Here is an 18,592-nt window from a genome sequence, read left to right as displayed (position 1 = left end):
CGGCAGGAAGGGGAACTTCCTGCCGGGCCGCTCGAGCGCCGTGCCGGCGACCTTTCGGGTAGATCGCCGGCGCGGTCGCGACCTGCTAGCCGGCGTGGTGGTAGTCGGGCTCCTCCGTCACCACGACGACGGTGTCGTCGTCGCTCTTGTAGGTGTCGTCGTCCGAGTAGGAGTACGTGTCGTCATCCGACTTGTACGTGTCGTCGTCCGAGTAGGAGTACGTGTCGTCGTCCGACTTGTACGTGTCGTCGTCGGAGTACGACAGGGTGTCGTCGTCCGAGTACGACAGGGTGTCGTCGTCGGATGCGTCGATGTCGCCGTCGATGTCGACACCGTCGTCGTCCGACGCGTCGATGACGACGTCGTCGTCGGAGGCGTCGAGGTCACCTTCGACGTCCACACCGTCGTTGTCCTGGTTGCCGACGTTCTCGCTGTCGACGACGCTGTTCGTGTTGTCGGAGTTGACGTCGTTGTCCTGGTTGCCGACGATGTTGCCTTCGCCGACGACGTTGCCGTCACCCACAACGTTGCCGTCGTTGTCCTGCGAGTTGTCGACCTCGACGTCCACCTCGATGTCGTCGACGGTGATGTTCCCCGAATCGTTCACGGAGTGGTCGTCGTTGTACGAGTCCTCGACGTAGTGCTCGTCGTTGTACGAGTCGTTGACGTAGTGCTCGTTGTTGGTGTTGCCGTCACCGAGGATGACGTCGTCACCGGCCTTGATGTTCGTCGAGTTGTCCTGCGAGTTGTCGACGGTCGCGTCGCCGCCCGCGGCGACAGCGTGGTCGCCCGAGGCGATGATCGCGTCGTTGTCGAACAGCTGCGTGACCTCGTCCGCCCAGATGTTCTGGTTCACCGACTGGTCGGTGATCGTGTCGCGGTCGTCGAGCGAGGTGTACGAGTAGTTGTTCACCACGTGGGTGAGCTGCTGCACGGCGTGCGCGTGGTCGTCGTCGTCGTGGTGGTGTCCGCCGTCGTGGTGGTGGCCACCACCGTGGTGCGGCGCGGGAGCCGGGGCCGGCGCGTGGTGGCCGTTGTCGCCACCGTGAAGGGTGTTGCCACCGGTGTCGTAGTTGCGGTCGCCGATGACGGGGGCGTAGTCGAGCAGCACCGGCATGACGGCGTCAACGTCGTCCTTGCAGACGTCCTCGAGGCCGTGCTTCGCAAGCACCGCCTCCGGGTCGTCGCGGAACTCCTGCGCCTTGGCCGGGTCGCGGAACAGACCCATGAGGAAGTCGAGGAGGGCGGTGGTCAGGGACATCAGTGTCTCCTTCGGGTGGAGTGTTTCGGGTTGCCGTGTCGGGTGGCTCGGCATCGGCCACGCTAGGTGCGCGGCGTCTGGCCGAGCATCCGGGCCGAACCCCCTACTCGCACCCCCCGAATAGGGGGTTCGGGCATCTCTGCCGGGTAGGGGTTCGGTGAAGCGGTGCCCTAGCGGACGCCGGGCTCAGGCGTCGGCGTCGTTCTCGAGCGCGATGCGGAGCTGCGTCAACAGCTCGGCGCGGGTCGAGACGTCGAGGCGCTGACGGATGCGCGCGACGTGGTGCTCGACCGTGCGGGGCGAGATGAAGATCGCCTCGCCGATCTGCCGGTAGTTCTTGCCCTCCAGCACGAGCCTCGCGACCTCGCGCTCGCGTGCGCTGAGCACGGCCTCGCCGGGGGCGCGCGGGGCCGACGCCGGCGTCGGCTGCGGGTCCGCCGGTGCCGGAGCAGGCGCTTGCGGCGGATGGTGCAGGTCGCGGGCGCACGCGAGCAGGCGTGCCATGTCGCGACGGTCCTCCGCGTGCGCGGCGGCGTGACCGGCGAGCCGCGAGCCGTCCCAGGTGAACCCGAGTGACGCGAGCGCCTTCGCCGACGACTCCACTGCCGCGACGTCGAGGTCGCCGCTCAGCACGGCGACCCAGGTGCGTCCCGCCGTGGCGAACACCGCGGCGGCGCGGCTCTCCTTCGACGCCCGCACGAGCGCGGCGGCGTGCGGGGCGAGTGCGGCGGGGGTCTCCGCGAGGATGCCGGCCTGCACGGCCGCCCAGCGCAGGGGCACCGACCACAGGGGAGGATCCCCGAGCCGCTCGAGCAGGCTCCAGGCCTCGGCGAGCGGAGCCTCGATGCGGGAGGACTCGCGCAGCCGGGCCGCCGCGACGACGAACTCGCTGAGCGGCAGGAGGTCGTACAGGTCGACGTCGACGTGCAGCAGGCCCTCCCGCGCGCGTCGCCAACTCCGCACGAGCGCGGGGACGTCGTCCGTCCGCCGGGCGAGCCCGACCTCGAGCGCGCGCAGCATCACCTCGTCGCGCGGCGTCAGGGTCGCCTCGACCGCACGCGCGATGTCGTCGCGGGCCTGGTCCAACCGGTCGGCGCGCATGTCGACCCAGGCCTTGAGCAGCAGCAGCCTCGCCTGGGCGATCGCGCCGCCCTGCTTCGCGGTGAGCGCGGAGTCGAGCACCGACTCCGCGACCGCGAGGTCGCCGAGGTGCAGGGCGACGAGCGCCGCGAGACTCGCGGGGGTGTCGGGCAGAGGCAGGGCTCCGCCCGCCGCCGTCATCGTGTCGGAGGCGCGGATGAGAGTCCGCAGCGCGGGCGCACCGGAGCCGGTGAGCGACTCCCGCACCCCCTGCGCCATGAGCGTGAGGGCGACGCGACCGAGGGTCGGCGCGTTGTGCAGGGCCGGCGCGTCGAGCAGTCGCTCGGCGCCCTCGCGGTCGCCGCTGCCGAACATCGCGAGGGCGGCGAGCGGGGCGGAGGCCCCGACCCGGGCGGGACCGAGCCAGCGGTAGGCATCCGCGGCCCTGCCGAGCATGCCGCGATCCGCCCACACGGCCGCCGTGACGTCGACCGCCCGGCGGACGTCGGGCACCTCCTCGTGATCGAGCAGGTCGTCGACGAGACGGGCCGCGCCATCGAGGTCGCCGGTGACGAGTTCGGCCTGCGCGCGCCGCGCGGCGATCGACAGCTGATCGAGACCGGCGGCCGCACCGGCGGCGTACAGCTCGTGCGCGACGGCCGGCTCGCTCGTGAGCACGTGGTCGGCGGCGCGCTCGAGGGCGACGGCGACGCGTGGATCGGCGAGGCCGTGACGCGCGAGGTTGCGGGCCACCGTGTCGAGCGGGCGGCCGCGGGCGACGAGCGTGTCGACGAGATCGCGCTGCAGTGTGCGCACGTGGTGCGGCGGCGTCGCCTCGAGCAGCGCCTGCTGCACGAGCGGCACGACGCGCCCGTCGGGCAGCAGGAAGCCCGCGCTGTCGGCCTGCGCGACGAGCTCGTCGATGTCGACGCCGGCCCCCCGCAGGGACGAGGGCATCCACTCCGAGAGATCGGCCCCGATCGCGAGTCCGAGCAGCAGCTCGCGGAGCTCGTCGCCGACCCCGCGCAGTTCGTGTCCGAGCTCCTCGACGAGCTGCTGGGGCGCGATCAGCTCCCCGCGTCCGTGCGAAGCGCCCGCGAGGGCGGCGAGCATCCGCCCGACGAGACGAGGATTGCCACCCGTCATCCGCAGCACGTCGTCGGCGACGTGCGAGGGCAGCTTGAGCGACAGGTCCGCGGCCGCCCGGGAGAGCAGCTCCTCGCGCCCGAGGGGTCCGAGCACGACGCGCTCGTGGTGCTGCTCGAGCGCCCGGGCGAGCGAGTGCAGGTCGCGCGAGACGGGCCAGGGGCGGTAGGCGACGAACAGGTTGACCTCGGCCGCATCGACCAGATCCCGCACGCGCCGCAGCACTGGTGCGTCGAGTTCGTGGGCGTCGTCGACGAGCAGGGTGCGGCGACCCGCGGTCTCGACCGTGACGACGCCGTCCCGCCGGCGGTGCACGTCGACGCCCATCGCGCGATAGCGGCGCTCGATGCCGTCGAGCAGCGTGCTCTTCCCGGCGCCGTGTGCGCCCGAGATCGCGGCGGCGAGCCGGTCGTCGGGCGTTATCTCGGCGAGCAGCGAGGCGGCGGCGGCGTGGACGACCCCTGGCGCTGCCGCGCCGTGTCGGGTGCGCACGGCGCCCCTACGAGGTGGCCGCCGGGGATTCCGTCGGAGCCGGCTGATCGGCGGGCGGGTCGCTCGTCGCTGAGGGGCTCGGTTCGGGTTCCGGGGCCGGGGTCGTCGGGTCGGGGGCGGGTTCAGGCGCGAAATCGGTGGTCGGGTCCGGGGTGGGGGTGGGATCGGTGGTCGGGTCGGGCGTCGGGTCCGTCGTGGGGTCGGGCGTGGGATCCGTCGTCGGGCCGGGGGTGGGATCGACGGTCGGGTCCGGCGTCGGGTCCGTGGTCGGAGTGGTGCTCGGGTCGGAGGACGGCGTCTGCGTCGGGTCGGGCGACGGGTCGTTCGCGGTTGCCGGAGTCGGCGTCGACCCGCCCGGAGCGGGCGAGGGGCTCGTGCCCTTCTCCGGCTGCTCCTTCGCGGCGGCGGGACGGGGCGACGGACCCCGGAGCGGGGAGAAGCCGTCGTCCTGGTCGTCCGCGTTGCGGGCACCCGGCTTCAGCGGCGTCGGCGGTGCGTCTGCCCCTCCGCCCCCGCCGTCCGCTGCCTCGCCTGGGGCGGGGAGGGCCGCCGCGGCCGGCTCGGCCCCCGCGGCCGAGGCCGCCGAGGCGCCGCCGCCGGAGTCGGACGCCGGGTCGAACAACGAGAACATCGACGCGGCGGGCCCGCCGAGTGCGACGGCGGCCACGACGACGGCGGCGATCGTCAGCACGGCGGGCGACCCGATGCGGTGGAGGGCGGAGGGGGCGGCGGCCGCGGGGGCGGCGGCTCCGGCGAGCCCGAGGGCGGCGAGCGCCGAGGGGTCCTCGTTCTCGTCGTCCGTCGCGGCCGCGGCGAACGCGGTGAGCGCGGCCGAGGCGGCGGCGCCGAGACAGATCGCAGACTTCGGGTCGGCGTCGACGGCGACCGGACGTCCGAACTCGGCCGAGAGCAGCTCGGCGATGAGCGGGATGCGCGACGAGCCGCCGATGAGCAGGATGACGCCGAGCTCGTCGTAGCGGAGCCCCGCCGCGTTCACCACGCGGGCGAAGGCGTCGATCGTGCGGCGCACCTCGTCGGCGATCATCGCCTCGAACTCGGCGCGCACGAGCCGCACCTGACCGTGGGTGCCGGGCAGCACCACCGGGATGGCGGCCTCGGAGTCGAACGACAGCGCCTCCTTGGCCTCCGTGCACTCCCGGCGGAGCCGCGCGAGGGCGACCCGGACGTCGGTGTCCTCGGTGTCCAATCCGGCGAACGCGTCCGGCATGCTCTGCACCACGTGGCGCAGCACGGCGTCGTCGAAGTCGGCCCCGCCGACGTGTTCGAGACCGTCGGGGCGCCCGACCGGCACGAACGCGTCGCCCTCGGCCTTGCGCAGCAACGCCACGTCGAAGGTGCCGGCGCCGAGGTCGTACACCCCGATGCAGCTGCCCTCGGGCACGCGCTCCTGCGCGGCGTAGTGCAGCGCGGCGGCCTCCGGCTCTGGCAGCAGGGCTGCGTCGGCCAGACCGACGCCCGCGAGCGCGTCACGGACGAGCCCGAGCTTGTAGTCCCCCCAGCCGGCGGGATGGGTGATTGTGACCGAGGCGGGCGGCTCGCCCTCGCGCTCCTCCGCCCGGTCGACGACCCAGCGGGCCATGCTCGCGAACGCGTCCTGCGGCGTGATCTCGAGATCGCCCGCGAGGATCGGGACCGAGTCGCCGATCCTCCGTTTGAACTCCCGGATGACACGCTCGGGCTCGGTCACCCCGCGCCGCTCGGCCGCCTCGCCGACCCGGATCTCGCCGTCGGCGTCGAGGTGGATGACGGTCGGGACGGCGTCCCCGCGCTGACCCAGGGTCAGGGTGCGCGGAACCTCGTCGCGGCGGGTGATCGCCGCCGCCGTGAAACTCGTTCCGACATCCACACCGAGCGCGTAAGTCATCTAGGAACCCCTGGTACTGCGGTCGTCATCGACCGACTTCGTTGCGCCCCCGCATGCTCAACCATCGGCCACCCCGGTGACCCCCGAAAGGGGGTTGACTTGGCGCTCCATGTAACGGGAATATTTCGGGTTGCCTCAAACACCAACCAAACCGTGACGCGGGAACGACGAAAGGCCCCGTCCCTTGCGGGAACGGGGCCTTCCGGAGGTTGCGGTCATCGACCGCGAAGGAGTGGTGCCCTCGCGGGCGCCGACTACTTGAGGGTGACGGTCGCGCCGGCGCCCTCGAGCTGAGCCTTGGCCTTCTCGGCGGTCTCCTTGTTGGCGCCCTCGAGCACCGTGTTGGGGGCACCGTCGACGAGAGCCTTCGCCTCACCGAGGCCGAGGCTGGTGAGCGCGCGCACCTCCTTGATGACCTGGATCTTCTTGTCACCGGCGGCCTCGAGGACGACGTCGAAGGAGTCCTTCTCCTCGACCTCTTCGGCAGCGGCACCGGCACCACCGGCGGCGGGGGCGGCGACCGCGACGGGAGCGGCGGCGGTGACCTCGAAGGTCTCCTCGAACTTCTTGACGAACTCGCTGAGCTCGATGAGCGTGAGCTCCTTGAAGGCGTCGAGCAGCTCGTCAGTGGACAGCTTGGCCATGATTTCTCTTCCTTATGGTTGTGGTTGTCGTCGTACCGGGGCCGATCAGGCCGCGGACTCCTGCTTGTCGCGCAGCGCGTCGACGGTGCGGACCGCCTGCGCGAGGGGCGCGTTGAACATGTAGGCAGCGCCGAACAGCGAAGCCTTGAAGGCACCGGCCAGCTTGGCCAGGAGCACCTCACGGCTCTCGAGATCGGCGAGCTTGCCCACCTCTGCGGCGCTCAGGGCGGCACCGTCGAAGTAGCCGCCCTTCACGACGAGCAGAGGATTCGCCTTGGTGAAGTCACGCAGAGCCTTCGCGACGGCGACGGTGTCGCCGTGCACGAACGCGATCGCGGAGGGGCCGACGAGCTCGTCGTCGAAGGCGTTGATACCCGCCTCGTTCGCCGCGATCTTGGTCAGCGTGTTCTTCACCACGGCGTACGTCGCGTCAGCACTGATGTTCTTGCGCAGCTGCTTGAGCTGAGCCACCGTGAGTCCGCGGTACTCGGTCAGGACAACGGCATTCGAGCTGCGGAACTTGTCCGCGAGCTCGGCGACCGTCGCTTCCTTCGTCGCCATGGCATCTCCAATAGTCGTTTTCGTGGTGCTGGACCCGACGGGCAACAAAAAAGCTCCGGCGCAAGCGCTCGGAGCTACACACGAAATAATCGCGATGGAGTTTCGATCACCTGCGCGGGCCCTCGCCGTGTTGCGAGCCTTCGATCGATGCACCCTCACGGGCACGCCGATAACCAGCGGTCTTTGGCATCGACAAGAGTACGGCATCCTCGCCCGGATTGTCGAGTCCGGATGCCGGGCGCCTGCGTGCGCGGCATCCGGAACACGCCACGCGCGGCACCCGATGTCGCTGCGAGCGGTGACAATGGTCGCGTGAGCATGCAGCCGACCCTCGACCTCTGGGAGGTGGAGGTGCGGCCGCACCACGAGAGGATCGTCGCGCGCTCGGCCGACCGGGTCGCGTGGATGCGCGAGCGGTCGCGCGGCGTGACCGCGACGGATGCCGCGCGGCTCTCCTCGGTCTCGAGCGCCCGCGCCGTCGCGATGGACAAACTGCTCGGTCGCGGCTTCGGCGGCAACGCCTACACGGAGCACGGCCGGATGCGCGAACCCGAGATCGCGAAGTGGGTGCTCGCCGAGCACGGCATCCAGGCGAACGACGCCCTCTTCCACGCCGAGACGGAGCGCAGCCACCTCGCGACGCCGGACGGCGTGTGCGTGCGGCAGAGCGGATGCCTCGAGCTCGCCGAGATCAAGACCACCGAGAAGCAGTGGCGGTCGATCCCCCGCTCCTACCTCCGTCAGGTGTGGTGGCAGCAGTACGTGCTGGGCGCGGAGCGCACCCTCGTCGTGTGGGAGCAGCACAGCGAGTTCGTGCCCCTCGGCAGCGAGCCGCGCTGCAAGTGGGTCGACCGCGACGACCAGCAGATCTCAGTGCTCGTCGCGCGGGCGCGGCTCGTGCTCGACTACATGAAGCCCGGCGGCCTCAAGCACTGAGGCGACCGCGCCGTGCGGCATCCGCCTGACCGCTGGTCGGGCGATTTGATGCGACCTTGACACCGCCGTAACAGGGCCGACTCATTGGGCCGGTTCGATGGTGAGCGACCAGGAAGGCCGCCGATGACCACCATGCGCGCGATCGTGATCGACCAGCCGGGCGCTCCCGACGTACTCACCCTCGCCGAGGTTCCTCGGCCCACCCGCATCGCGTCCGAGGTGCTCGTCAAGGTGGTCGCCGCGGGGGTCAACCCGATCGACGCGAAGACCCGGGCGGGCAAGGGCACCTCCCCCGCGATCGCCTCCTACCCCGCCGTGCTCGGCCAGGACTTCTCGGGCGTCGTCGTCGAGACCCCCTACGAGGCGCACCCGCTGAAGCCCGGCGACGAGGTGTTCGGCTTCGCCCAGGTGCCCCGCCACTCCGGCACCTACGCCGAGTACGTGTCGGTGCCGAGCCTCAGCGTCGTGCGCAAGCCGGCCGTGCTCTCCCACGTCGAGGCCGCGGGCGTGCCCGTCGCGGCGCTCACGGCCTGGGGCATGGTCGTCGACGTCGCGAAGGCGCACGAGGGTCAACGGATGCTCGTGCACGCCGCGGCCGGCGGCGTCGGGCACTTCGCGGTGCAGTTCGCGGCCTACTTCGGCGCGCACGTCATCGCGACAGGATCATCCCGCAACGCGGCCTGGCTGCGCGAGCTCGGTGCGGCGGAGGTGATCGACTACACGACGACCGCGTTCGACGAGGTGCTGCACGACGTCGACGTCGTCATCGACCTCGTGGGCAACGCGGTGGCGGACACGGGGACCCGCTCGCTCGGCGTGCTGCGGCCCGGCGGCCTCGTCGTCAACGCGCCCTCCGGCACGTGGGTCACCGTCGCGGAGGACGCCGCGGCCGCCGGCCGGCGCGGCACCCGCTACCAGGTCTCCCCAGACGGGGCCACGCTCGCGGTGATCTCGCGCCTGCTGACATCCGGCGACGTGCGTGTCTACATCGACGAGGTGTTCGACCTCGAGCACGCGCGAGCCGCGCACGAGAAGCTCGAGGGCGGGCACAGCCGCGGCAAGAGCGTGCTCAAGGTCTGCGAGGGCTGACCCGGCGCGGCACCCGCTCGTCGTGGCACTGAGAGCGCCCGAATCGACGCACGACGCGTCGGGAAGGTCGATTCGCGCGCTTTCGCAAAGGCGGATGACCCGGGGCGGCGGATGTCTCAGAGCAGGGGCAGCTCGCGCACGAAGTCGTCCTCGAGGCGGTCGCCGACGAGGTACTGGCGGGTGCCGACGCGCTCGAAGCCGTGCTTCTCGTAGAAGCGGTTCGCCCGCTCGTTGAACTGGTTGACGCCGAGCCACGCGCTGCGGGCGCCCGAGACGCGGGCAGCGGCGATGGTCGCGGCCATGAGGGCCGTCGCGACGCCGGTGCCGCGCACGGCGGGCAGGGTGTAGAACTTGCTGAGCTCGACGGTCGGGCGGATCGAGACGACCGCGGCGATGGCCTCGTCGGTGGGCTCCCCCGTCACGAGCATCGCGTAGCCGACGAGCCCGGTGCCGCCGTCCTCGAGACCGCCCTCGGCGACGAGCACGACGTGCCCGGGGTCGGCGAGATACTCCGCGAAGCGCGCCTCGCTGAGGTACGTCGAGATGTGCGCGGCGATGGCCTCGCGGGTCGTGTGCGGCGGGCAGGCGTGCGGGAACGTCTCGGCGGCGAGGGCTGCCACCGCGGCGGCATCCGCCACACCCGCGCGGCGCACGAGGACGGTCTCAGAGCTCATGGGGACACCTCTCGGTGGGGAAAGGGAAAGGGCCCGCCGAAGCGGGCCCTTCCTCTGCTGGTCGACTTGCGTCAGAGCGCGTTGACGTCGAGCGGGACGCCCGGGCCGAAGGTGGTCGAGACCGTGCCCTTCGTGATGTAGCGGCCCTTCGAGCTGGACGGCTTCAGACGCTGGATCTCCTCGATCGCGGCGTTGAGGTTCTCGTTCAGCTGCTCCTCCGAGAAGCCGGCCTTGCCGATCACGAAGTGGATGTTCGCGTGCTTGTCGACGCGGAACTCGATCTTTCCGCCCTTGATGTCGGTGACGGCCTTGGCCACGTCGGGGGTGACGGTGCCGGTCTTCGGGTTGGGCATGAGGCCACGGGGACCGAGCACCTTACCGAGACGACCGACCTGGCCCATGAGCTCCGGCGTCGCGACGGCGGCGTCGAAGTTGGTGTAACCCTCGGCGACCTTCGCGATGAGCTCTGCGCCGCCGACCTCGTCGGCGCCCGCGGCGGTGGCGGCCTCGGCGGCAGCACCCGTCGCGAACACGATCACGCGGGCGGTCTTACCCGTGCCGTGAGGCAGGTTGACCGTGCCACGCACCATCTGGTCGGCCTTGCGGGGGTCGACACCCAGCTTGAGGGCGACCTCGACGGTCGAGTCGAACTTCTTCGACCCGGTCTCGCGGATGACCGAGACGGCCTCGTCCTTCGAGTAGAACTTGCCCGGCTCGATCTTCTCGGCCGCGGCCCGGTAGGCCTTGGACTTCTGTGCCATGTTTCTCTCCTGAAGTTTCAGTTCGCGGTTAGTGAGCCTGGCCGGCTCTCCCGCTATCGCCGACGTGCGCCGGCAGAACGTGTGTGGTTGGTCAGGCCTCGACCGTGATGCCCATCGAGCGCGCGGTGCCCGCGATGATCTTCGCGGCGGCGTCGAGGTCGTTGGCGTTGAGGTCGGCCTGCTTGGTCTGGGCGATCTCGCGGATCTGGTCCTGCGTGAGGCGGCCGACCTTGTTGCTCTGCGGGGTCGACGAGCCCTTGGCGACGCCGGCGGCCTTCTTGATGAGCTCGGCGGCGGGCGGAGTCTTCAGCACGAAGGTGAACGACCGGTCCTCGTACACGGTGATCTCGACCGGCACGACGTTGCCGCGCTGCTGCTCGGTCGCCGCGTTGTAGGCCTTGACGAACTCCATGATGTTGACGCCGTGCTGACCGAGCGCGGGGCCGATCGGGGGCGCCGGGGTGGCGGCGCCGGCATTGATCTGAAGCTTGATCAGACCAGTGACCTTCTTCTTGGGAGCCATTTCTTCTCTTCCTTACTGGTTCGAACGGAACGCATGAGCGTCCGCTCTCCCGTGAACCCGGTATCTCCGGGCTCCGGTGGTTCTGAAGTTGTAACGGGCAGCACGTCGCTGCGATTCCGCCGGGGCGGCGGAAGTTCGCGCGCGACTAGAGCTTGGTGACCTGGTCGAAGCTGAGCTCGACCGGGGTCTCGCGCTCGAACAGGGAGACGAGCACGGTGAGCTTGCCGCTCTCGGGCTTGATCTCGCTGATCGTGCCGGGAAGACCCGCGAACGAGCCCTCCTTGATGGTGATCGTCTCGCCGATCTCGAAGTCGACCTCGGCGGGGATGACGCGGGTGGCGGCCTTCTGGCCCTTCGCGCCGGCCGCCTTGGTGGGCGCCTCGACGACCTGAACGGTGCTCTTCAGCATGTTGAACGCCTCTTCGAAGCGAAGCGGCGTCGGGTTGTGCGCGTTGCCGACGAAGCCGGTGACGCCGGGGGTGTGACGGATGACCGACCAGCTGTCCTCGTTGAGGTCCATGCGGACGAGGACGTAGCCGGGGATGCGCACGCGGTTGACGAGCTTGCGCTGCCCGTTCTTGATCTCGACCACGTCCTCCATGGGGACCTGGACCTCGAAGACGTAGTCCTCGACCTCCATCGAGACCTTGCGGTTCTCGATGTTCTGCTTCACGCGCTTCTCGAAGCCGGCGTAGGAGTGGATGACGTACCACTTGCCGGGCTTCGCGCGCAGCTCCGCACGGAAGGCCTCGTAGGGGTCGGCGGGGGTCTCGTCCTCGTCGGCGGCGGCGAGCTCGGCCGCATCCTCGGCCTCGTCGTCGGTCGCCTCGACGGCGGCCTCGGCCTCGTCGATCGAGTCGATGTCGAGGGCGTCGTCGACGACGGCGTCAGCCTGCTCGTCGTGCGCCTCCTCGAGGGCCTCGACGAGGCTGTCGACGTCGTAGGTGTCGTCCTCGCCGGCGGGCGCGTCGACGTGCATCGCCGCGCGGTCGGGGCTCTCGATGTCCTGGTCGAGGGCGGCCGTACTGCCCTCCTGCGGGTCCTCGGGCTCGGAGGACTGCTCGGCCGCGGGGGCCAGGTCGAGGTCGTCGCGCTTGTCAGTCAACTTGAATCAGTTCCTTCTCACTGGACCGCGGTGCCGTCGCCGAACACCCAGGACACGGCCCACCCGAACGCGAGGTCGAGACCCGAGACGATCGCCATCATGATGACGACGAACACGAGCACCGTCGCGGTGTAGGTGAGCAGCTCCCGACGCGTCGGTCGGACGACCTTGCGGAGCTCGCCGAAGACCTGACGCAGGAAGAGAGCGATGCGCGCAAACGGATTGCGGCGCGCGGCGCGCTCCTTGCGAGCGTTGGCAACGACGTCCTCACTGGGCTCGTCGACGACTTTCCTCGCCACTACCTGATTACCTCTCGCCAGTTCTCGGCCGAACGGGATTCGCCGGGTTGCTCATCCCATCTGCAGGGCGGACAGGACTCGAACCTGCAACCTGCGGTTTTGGAGACCGCTGCTCTACCAATTGAGCCACCGCCCTTCGCTGGTGTTCGACCACAAGGCTCCGCATCGAGTCACCGGAAGGGAATCGGCCGGGAAAACGGCACGCAGAATCTTGTGGGCTTCAACCACGCTCGGACAAGTGTAGGCGAGGCCAGGGGGGAAGTACAGCCAGCCCCCTTCGGGGCGGCGTGCAGCCCGCCCGGCCACGACGTGGTGTCCGAACCGGCAGCGTATCCCGCCTCCGCTGGAGAGGGCCCCGGATGCCTCGGCGCCGCAGCCCCGGACACCCGTCGTCTCGGAGGCATCCGTTTCAATAGGCTGGCCTGGTGACCTCGCACTCCCGCATCTCCCCCCGCATCGCCGCGATCGCCGAGTCCGCGACCCTCAAGGTGGACGCCAAGGCGAAGGCCCTCAAGGCCGAGGGGCGCGACATCGTTAGCTACGCCGCCGGCGAGCCCGACTTCGCGACGCCGGAGCACATCGTGGAGGCCGCCGTCGCCGCGGCCCGCGACCCCAAGAACCACCGCTACACGCCGACGCCCGGCCTGCCGGAGTTGCGCGAGGCGATCGTGGAGAAGACCCGGCGCGACAGCGGGCTCGACGTGCCGGCATCCGCCGTGCTCGTCACGAACGGCGGCAAGCAGGCCGTGTTCCAGGCCTTCGCGACCCTCGTCGGCGAGGGCGACGAGGTGCTGCTGCCCGCGCCGTACTGGACCACCTACCCCGAGGCCGTGAAGCTCGCGGGCGGCGTGCCCGTCGAGGTCTTCGCCGGCAGCAAGCAGGACTACCTCGTGACCGTCGAGCAGCTCGAGGCTGCGCGCACCGAGCGCACCAAGGTGCTGCTCTTCGTCTCCCCGTCCAACCCGACCGGATCGGTGTACTCACCCGAGCAGACCAAGGCGATCGGCGAGTGGGCGCTCGAGCACGGCATCTGGGTGATCAGCGACGAGATCTACCAGAACCTCACCTACGACGGCGTGACCGCCCAGTCCATCGTCGAGGCGGTGCCCGCCCTCGCCGAGCAGACCATTCTCGTCAACGGCGTCGCCAAGACGTACGCCATGACCGGGTGGCGCGTGGGCTGGATGGTCGGCCCCGCCGACGCCATCAAAGCCGCGGGCAACCTGCAGTCGCACCTGTCGTCGAACGTCTCGAACGTGTCGCAGCGGGCCGCCCTCGCCGCGCTGACCGGTCCGCAGGACGCGGTCGCCGCGATGCGCGAGGCGTTCGACCGCCGCCGGCAGACCATCGTCCGCGAGCTCAACACGATCGAGGGCCTGACGGTGCCGACGCCGAAGGGCGCGTTCTACGTGTACGCGGATGTCACGGGGCTGCTCGGCCGCGAGTGGAACGGCTCGACGCCCACGACGTCGCTCGAGCTCGCCGATCTCATGCTCGAGCAGGCCGAGGTCGCCGCCGTGCCCGGCGAGGCGTTCGGCCCGAGCGGCTACCTGCGCCTGAGCTACGCGCTGGGCGACGAGCCGCTGCTCGAGGGCGTCCGCCGCCTGCAGCGACTGTTCGGCTGACGTCGCGGGCGCGCGGCTTCCGCGTGCTCGCGCGGGCCGCGCTGCCCGCGACCCCCGACTCCCGCGCTTTCCGCGCTTGCCGCGCTTGCCGCGGTTCCCGCGTTCCCCGCGCTGCCCACGACGCCCGCGCTCCCCGCGCTCCCCGCGCTCCCCGCGAGTGGACAACGCATCGCTGAGCGGGCAGAACCTCCGCTGTCCACTCAGCGCTGAGGCATCCACTCACCGTCGGGTCCGGTCCTGGTGGGCGCACGAGCCAGTGCGCACCCGGTCCTAGTGGCCCCCGGTCCCAGTGGCAGCCGGTGTTGGTGCGCGCCCCGCTGGAATGTCGGTGGTCGGGCCCATACTGCTGGCGATGCCTCCCGAGCTGACCCTTACCGAGCCGCGCACCCGACCGCTGCTCGACATCACCCGCATCTACTACGAGCGCGCCGCGGCCGAACTGCCCCGCGGGCAGGAGATCCTCGCGCGCTGGCCCGACGCCGACCTCGTCGAGGTCGAGAGCCACTGGCGCATCCCCGAACTGCACGGCGACGAGGCGAACGTGCGCCGCTGGGTGCGCATCAAGACCGAGGCGCTCGTGCTCGGCGTCAAGAAGAGCCTCACCGTGCGGCCGAACGGGCGCAGCGCCGACTTCATCGCGCCGTCGACCGCGAACGGCTGCGCCATGGCGTGCGCCTACTGCTACGTCCCGCGCCGCAAGGGCTACAGCAACCCGATCACGGTGTTCTCGAACATCGACCAGATCGCCGGCAGCATCCACCGGCACATCGGCCGGCAGGGCGTGAAGACCGAGCCGAACCAGTGCGACCCGGAGTCGTGGCTCTACGACATCGGCGAGAACAGCGACTGCTCGGCCGACGCCCTCGTCAGCGACAACGTTCGCGACCTCGTCAAACTGTTCAAGACCGAGCCGACGGCCAAGCTGTCGTTCGCCACCAAGTACGTCAACCGAGACCTGCTCGAGTGGGACCCGCAGGGGCGCAGCCGCATCCGCTTCTCACTCATGCCGCAGCCGATGGCCAAGCTCGTCGACATCCGCACCTCGCCGATCGCCGAGCGCATCGCGGCGATCAACGACTTCGTCGAGGCGGGGTGGGAGGTGCACGTCAACTTCTCGCCCGTCATCGTGGCCGACGGGTGGCTCGAGGAGTGGGGCGAGCTCTTCGACCAGCTCGACGCCGCCCTCAGCGAGCGCGCGAAGGCGCAGCTCTCGAGCGAGGTCATCTTCCTCACCCACAACGAGCAGTTGCACGAGGTCAACCTGGGCTGGCATCCGAAGGCCGAGGAGGTGCTCTGGCGACCCGACCTGCAGGAGAACAAGATCTCGCAGAACGGCGCGCTCAACGTGCGCTACAAGTCGGGGGCGAAGCGCGGCTACCTCGCGCAGTTCAAGGCGCTCGCGGCGCGGAAGGTGCCGTACTGCGACATCCGGTACGCCTTCTAGGTCCGATTCAGGGGGCGTGCCGCCGTCGCCGGATGCCTCGGGCGTTGCCGTCGACGGCGCGTGCGAGCAGACTGCTCGCGGAGCGAAGGGGCGGCCGTGGGCGTACTGATCTACTCGATGACCATGTCGCTCGACGGCAACGTCGCCGACGCGGACGGCGACTTCGACTGGGGAGACCCGGGACCGGAGGCCTTCGCGTTCGTCACCGAGTCGTTCCGCCCGGTCAGCACGCATCTGTACGGGCGACGCAATTACGAGCTCATGACGTACTGGCAGAGCGCGTACCGCGACGCCGGTGCGAGCGAGCTCGACGAGGACTTCGCCGCCGTGTGGCAGGGGTCCGACAAGATCGTGTACTCGACGACGCTGCCCGAGGTGTCCACGCCGCGGACGCGCCTCGAGCGGAGCTTCGAGCCCGATGTCGTGCGGCGGCTGAAGGACGAGGCCGCGGGCGACCTCGTGATCGCCGGGCCGACCCTCGCGGCGCAGGCGCTGCGGGCGGGACTCGTGGACGAGATCGCGGCGTACGTCGCTCCGGTCGTGCTCGGCGGCGGCAAGCGGTTCCTGCCCGACGGGCTGCGGCTCGACCTCGAGCTGCTCGATCAACGGCGGCTCGGACGCAACGGCTACCTGCGCTTCCGAGTGCAGGGCGAAAGGACGGGACCGTGGGCAAGCTGATCTACTCGATGCTGACCTCGCTCGACGGCTACACGAGCGACGCCGGCGGCGATTTCGACTGGGCCGTGCCGGATGCCGAGACGCACCAATTCATCAACGACCGCACCCGCTCGGTGAGCACCTACCTCTACGGCCGTCGCATGTACGAGACGATGGCCTACTGGGAGACGGCGCACCTCGAACCCGACCAGCCCGAGGTCGGCCTCGACTTCGCGCGCGTGTGGCAGGCCGCCGACAAGGTCGTCTACTCCTCGACGCTGACCGAGGTGTCCAGCGAGCGCACTCGGATCGAGCGAACCTTCGATCCGGATGCCGTGCGCCGGCTCAAGGAGGAGACGAGCGGCGACCTCACGATCGACGGTCCGACCCTCGCCGCGCACGCCCTGCGCGCCGGGCTCGTCGACGAGATCGCGCCCTACCTCACCTCGGTCGCCGTGGGCGGTGGCACCCGGTTCCTGCCCGACGGACTGCGGCTCGACCTCGACCTGCTCGAGGAGCGGCGCCTCGGCGGCGGCATCTCCTTCCTCCGGTACCGGGTGCTGTCCGGCTGACGGCATCGTCCGATCGGCGGATGCCGATCTCCGCCGGTGCACCGCTGTCGCCGCGGGCGCCGGAGCGGGAGCCTGGATGCATGACCACAGCTCCCGTCGTGAGCGTGCGCGACCTGCGCAAGCGCTACGGCTCCCACGACGCCCTCCGCGGCGTCGACTTCGACATCCACGAGGGCGAGACCTTCGCCCTCCTCGGCCCGAACGGCGCCGGCAAGTCCACGACCATCGAGATCCTCGAGGGCTACCGCGACCGCACCGGCGGCGAGGCATCCGTGCTCGGCGTCGACCCCGGCCGCGGCGGGCTCGGCTGGAAGTCGCGGCTCGGCATCGTGCTGCAGTCAGGCGGCGAGCAGGGCTCCGTCACCGTGCGCGAGCAGCTGCGGCACTTCGCCTCGTTCTACCCGAATCCCCGCAAGGCGGACGACGTGATCGCGGCGGTCGGGCTCGAGGAGAAGGCCGATACGCTCATCCGCAAGCTCTCGGGCGGTCAGCGCCGCCGCGTCGACGTGGCCCTCGGCATCATCGGCCGGCCCGAGCTGCTGTTCCTCGACGAGCCGACCACCGGGTTCGACCCCGAGGCCCGCCGCCGCTTCTGGGAGCTCATCCGCTCCCTCCGCGCGGAGGGCACGACGATCCTGCTGACGACCCACTACCTCGACGAGGCCGCCCAGCTGAGCGACCGTGCCGCCGTCATCGCGGGCGGCGTCGTCGTGGCATCCGGCCCGATCGCCGAGCTCGGCGGCGCCGACTCCCGCACGCCGATCGTGCGGTGGCGGGTGAACGGCGAGCTGCGCGAGCAGCGCACGACCGAACCCGGTCTCGTCGTGCGCGACCTGATCGACGAGCTCGGCCGCGAGCCCGACGCCCTCGAGATCATCCGCCCGAGCCTCGAGGACGTCTACCTCTCCCTGCTCGAGAAGCACCTCGGCGAGCACGGCACGACGGATGCCCCGGCCCACACCGCGACGGAGGCGGCACGATGACCACGCAGCAACTCACCCGACCGGCGGCGCCCGCGCGGCTCGCGAACCCGCCCGCCCGCACGCTGGCGCTCGGCCTGGCCCGCGCCCGCTACGAGGTGCGCGCCTACTTCCGCCTCGGCGACACCGTCTTCTTCACCTTCCTCTTCCCCGCGCTGCTGCTCACGATCTTCTCGACCGCGTTCAGTGAGGGCACGTTCGGCAGCCCGGGCAACGAGGTCGACGCGGCGCAGTACTACCTGCCCGGCATGCTCGCCGCGGGCATCCTGCTCAGCGGGCTTCAGAACCTCGGCGTCGACATCGCGCTCGAGCGCAGCGACGGCACGCTGAAGCGCCTCGCCGGCACTCCCCTGCCGGTGACGAGCTACTTCCTCGGCAAGCTCGGGCAGGTGCTCGTCACCGGACTGCTTCAGGCGGCGCTGCTGCTCGCGCTCGCGGCCGTCGTGTTCCGCGTCCCGCTGCCGACGGATGCCGCCGCGTGGGCCACCTTCGCCTGGGTCTTCGTGCTCGGGGTGCTGACGAGCGCGGTGCTCGGCATCGCGATCAGCGCCGTGCCCCGCAGCGGCAAGAGCGCGAGCGCCGTCATCATCCCGATCACGCTCGTGCTGCAGTTCGTGTCGGGCGTGTACCTGCCGTTCGATCAGCTGCCCGAGTGGCTGCAGCAGGTGGCATCCGTCTTCCCGCTGAAGTGGTTCGCGCAGGGCATGCGCAGCGTCTTCCTGCCCGAGGAGTTCGCGGCGCTCGAACCCTCCGGCGAGTGGGACCTCGGGCTCGTCGCGCTGGTCGGCGCCGCCTGGCTCGTCGTCGGGCTCGTGCTGACCCGCTTGACGTTCCGGTGGATCCGCAAGGACAGTTAGC

At 70.6% G+C, this 18,592-nt stretch carries 18 protein-coding genes and 1 tRNA gene; 8 read left to right on the top strand and 11 right to left on the bottom strand.

Annotated features, from left to right (window positions below):
• Positions 1 to 85: 85 nt before the first annotated feature.
• The 5 genes from JUB10_RS04700 to rplJ all read right to left on the bottom strand — a co-directional run bounded on the left by JUB10_RS04700 (position 86) and on the right by rplJ (position 7,069).
• The gene (locus tag JUB10_RS04700; RefSeq protein ID WP_207454532.1) at positions 86 to 1,261 is read right to left on the bottom strand and encodes an IniB N-terminal domain-containing protein; all 1,176 of its coding nucleotides are present in this window, start codon (positions 1,259 to 1,261) and stop codon (positions 86 to 88) included.
• 186 nt (positions 1,262 to 1,447) lie between these two features.
• Positions 1,448 to 3,979, bottom strand: coding sequence for a LuxR C-terminal-related transcriptional regulator (locus JUB10_RS15010; protein WP_307859094.1), 2,532 nt, complete (start codon positions 3,977 to 3,979; stop codon positions 1,448 to 1,450).
• Positions 3,980 to 3,986: 7 nt separating this feature from the next.
• Entirely contained in the window at positions 3,987 to 5,864 is a 1,878-nt protein-coding gene (locus JUB10_RS04690) for an Hsp70 family protein (protein WP_207454531.1), read from the bottom strand.
• A 254-nt stretch (positions 5,865 to 6,118) separates the two neighbouring features.
• Positions 6,119 to 6,508: a 50S ribosomal protein L7/L12 gene (rplL, locus tag JUB10_RS04685; protein WP_207454530.1), complete on the bottom strand. Its 390-nt coding sequence runs from the start codon at positions 6,506 to 6,508 to the stop codon at positions 6,119 to 6,121.
• Between the two features lie 45 nt (positions 6,509 to 6,553).
• Complete coding sequence (rplJ, locus tag JUB10_RS04680) at positions 6,554 to 7,069, bottom strand: 50S ribosomal protein L10 (RefSeq protein ID WP_207454529.1); 516 nt, start codon at positions 7,067 to 7,069, stop codon at positions 6,554 to 6,556.
• A gap of 318 nt (positions 7,070 to 7,387) precedes the next feature.
• On the opposite strand from rplJ, the gene JUB10_RS04675 reads away from it, so the two are divergent.
• On the top strand, positions 7,388 to 8,005 hold the full coding sequence (locus JUB10_RS04675; protein WP_207454901.1) for a YqaJ viral recombinase family protein: 618 nt from the start codon (positions 7,388 to 7,390) through the stop codon (positions 8,003 to 8,005).
• A gap of 132 nt (positions 8,006 to 8,137) precedes the next feature.
• The gene (locus tag JUB10_RS04670) at positions 8,138 to 9,094 is read left to right on the top strand and encodes an NADP-dependent oxidoreductase (RefSeq protein ID WP_207454900.1); all 957 of its coding nucleotides are present in this window, start codon (positions 8,138 to 8,140) and stop codon (positions 9,092 to 9,094) included.
• A 116-nt stretch (positions 9,095 to 9,210) separates the two neighbouring features.
• Here JUB10_RS04670 and JUB10_RS04665 read toward each other — a convergent pair whose 3' ends face one another.
• The 6 genes from JUB10_RS04665 to JUB10_RS04640 form a co-directional block, all read right to left on the bottom strand.
• On the bottom strand, positions 9,211 to 9,768 hold the full coding sequence (locus JUB10_RS04665) for a GNAT family N-acetyltransferase (RefSeq protein ID WP_207454528.1): 558 nt from the start codon (positions 9,766 to 9,768) through the stop codon (positions 9,211 to 9,213).
• A gap of 71 nt (positions 9,769 to 9,839) precedes the next feature.
• Complete coding sequence (rplA, locus tag JUB10_RS04660) at positions 9,840 to 10,529, bottom strand: 50S ribosomal protein L1 (protein ID WP_207454527.1); 690 nt, start codon at positions 10,527 to 10,529, stop codon at positions 9,840 to 9,842.
• Between the two features lie 91 nt (positions 10,530 to 10,620).
• A complete protein-coding gene (gene rplK / locus JUB10_RS04655) occupies positions 10,621 to 11,052 on the bottom strand; it encodes a 50S ribosomal protein L11 (RefSeq protein WP_207454526.1) in 432 nt (143 codons plus the stop codon).
• A 145-nt stretch (positions 11,053 to 11,197) separates the two neighbouring features.
• On the bottom strand, positions 11,198 to 12,157 hold the full coding sequence (gene nusG, locus JUB10_RS04650) for a transcription termination/antitermination protein NusG (RefSeq protein ID WP_207454525.1): 960 nt from the start codon (positions 12,155 to 12,157) through the stop codon (positions 11,198 to 11,200).
• Between the two features lie 17 nt (positions 12,158 to 12,174).
• The gene (gene secE / locus JUB10_RS04645) at positions 12,175 to 12,456 is read right to left on the bottom strand and encodes a preprotein translocase subunit SecE (RefSeq protein ID WP_207454524.1); all 282 of its coding nucleotides are present in this window, start codon (positions 12,454 to 12,456) and stop codon (positions 12,175 to 12,177) included.
• 63 nt (positions 12,457 to 12,519) lie between these two features.
• Positions 12,520 to 12,592: transfer RNA gene (locus JUB10_RS04640), tRNA-Trp, on the bottom strand.
• A gap of 289 nt (positions 12,593 to 12,881) precedes the next feature.
• Here JUB10_RS04640 and JUB10_RS04635 point away from each other — a divergent pair.
• The 6 genes from JUB10_RS04635 (at position 12,882) to JUB10_RS04605 (ending at position 18,591) form a co-directional block, all read left to right on the top strand.
• Positions 12,882 to 14,081, top strand: a complete 1,200-nt coding sequence (locus JUB10_RS04635) for a pyridoxal phosphate-dependent aminotransferase (RefSeq protein WP_207454523.1) — start codon at positions 12,882 to 12,884, stop codon at positions 14,079 to 14,081.
• Positions 14,082 to 14,433: 352 nt separating this feature from the next.
• Entirely contained in the window at positions 14,434 to 15,525 is a 1,092-nt protein-coding gene (locus JUB10_RS04625; protein ID WP_207454522.1) for a spore photoproduct lyase family protein, read from the top strand.
• Between the two features lie 96 nt (positions 15,526 to 15,621).
• On the top strand, positions 15,622 to 16,203 hold the full coding sequence (locus tag JUB10_RS04620; RefSeq protein ID WP_207454521.1) for a dihydrofolate reductase family protein: 582 nt from the start codon (positions 15,622 to 15,624) through the stop codon (positions 16,201 to 16,203).
• Complete coding sequence (locus JUB10_RS04615) at positions 16,191 to 16,754, top strand: dihydrofolate reductase family protein (protein WP_207454520.1); 564 nt, start codon at positions 16,191 to 16,193, stop codon at positions 16,752 to 16,754. Before JUB10_RS04620 ends, JUB10_RS04615 begins: the two co-directional genes overlap by 13 nt.
• A gap of 80 nt (positions 16,755 to 16,834) precedes the next feature.
• Positions 16,835 to 17,737 (top strand): ABC transporter ATP-binding protein, encoded by a 903-nt coding sequence (locus JUB10_RS04610; protein ID WP_207454519.1) that lies wholly within the window; start codon positions 16,835 to 16,837, stop codon positions 17,735 to 17,737.
• Entirely contained in the window at positions 17,734 to 18,591 is an 858-nt protein-coding gene (locus JUB10_RS04605; RefSeq protein WP_207454518.1) for an ABC transporter permease, read from the top strand. The genes JUB10_RS04610 and JUB10_RS04605 overlap by 4 nt, the downstream gene beginning before the upstream one ends.
• Position 18,592: the final 1 nt, after the last annotated feature.

This window comes from Desertivibrio insolitus (assembly GCF_017355965.1).
Lineage (GTDB): Bacteria > Actinomycetota > Actinomycetes > Actinomycetales > Microbacteriaceae > JAFIQW01.
Note: the sequence above shows the minus strand (reverse complement) of the source record. Positions and strands in the feature narration are given on the sequence as shown.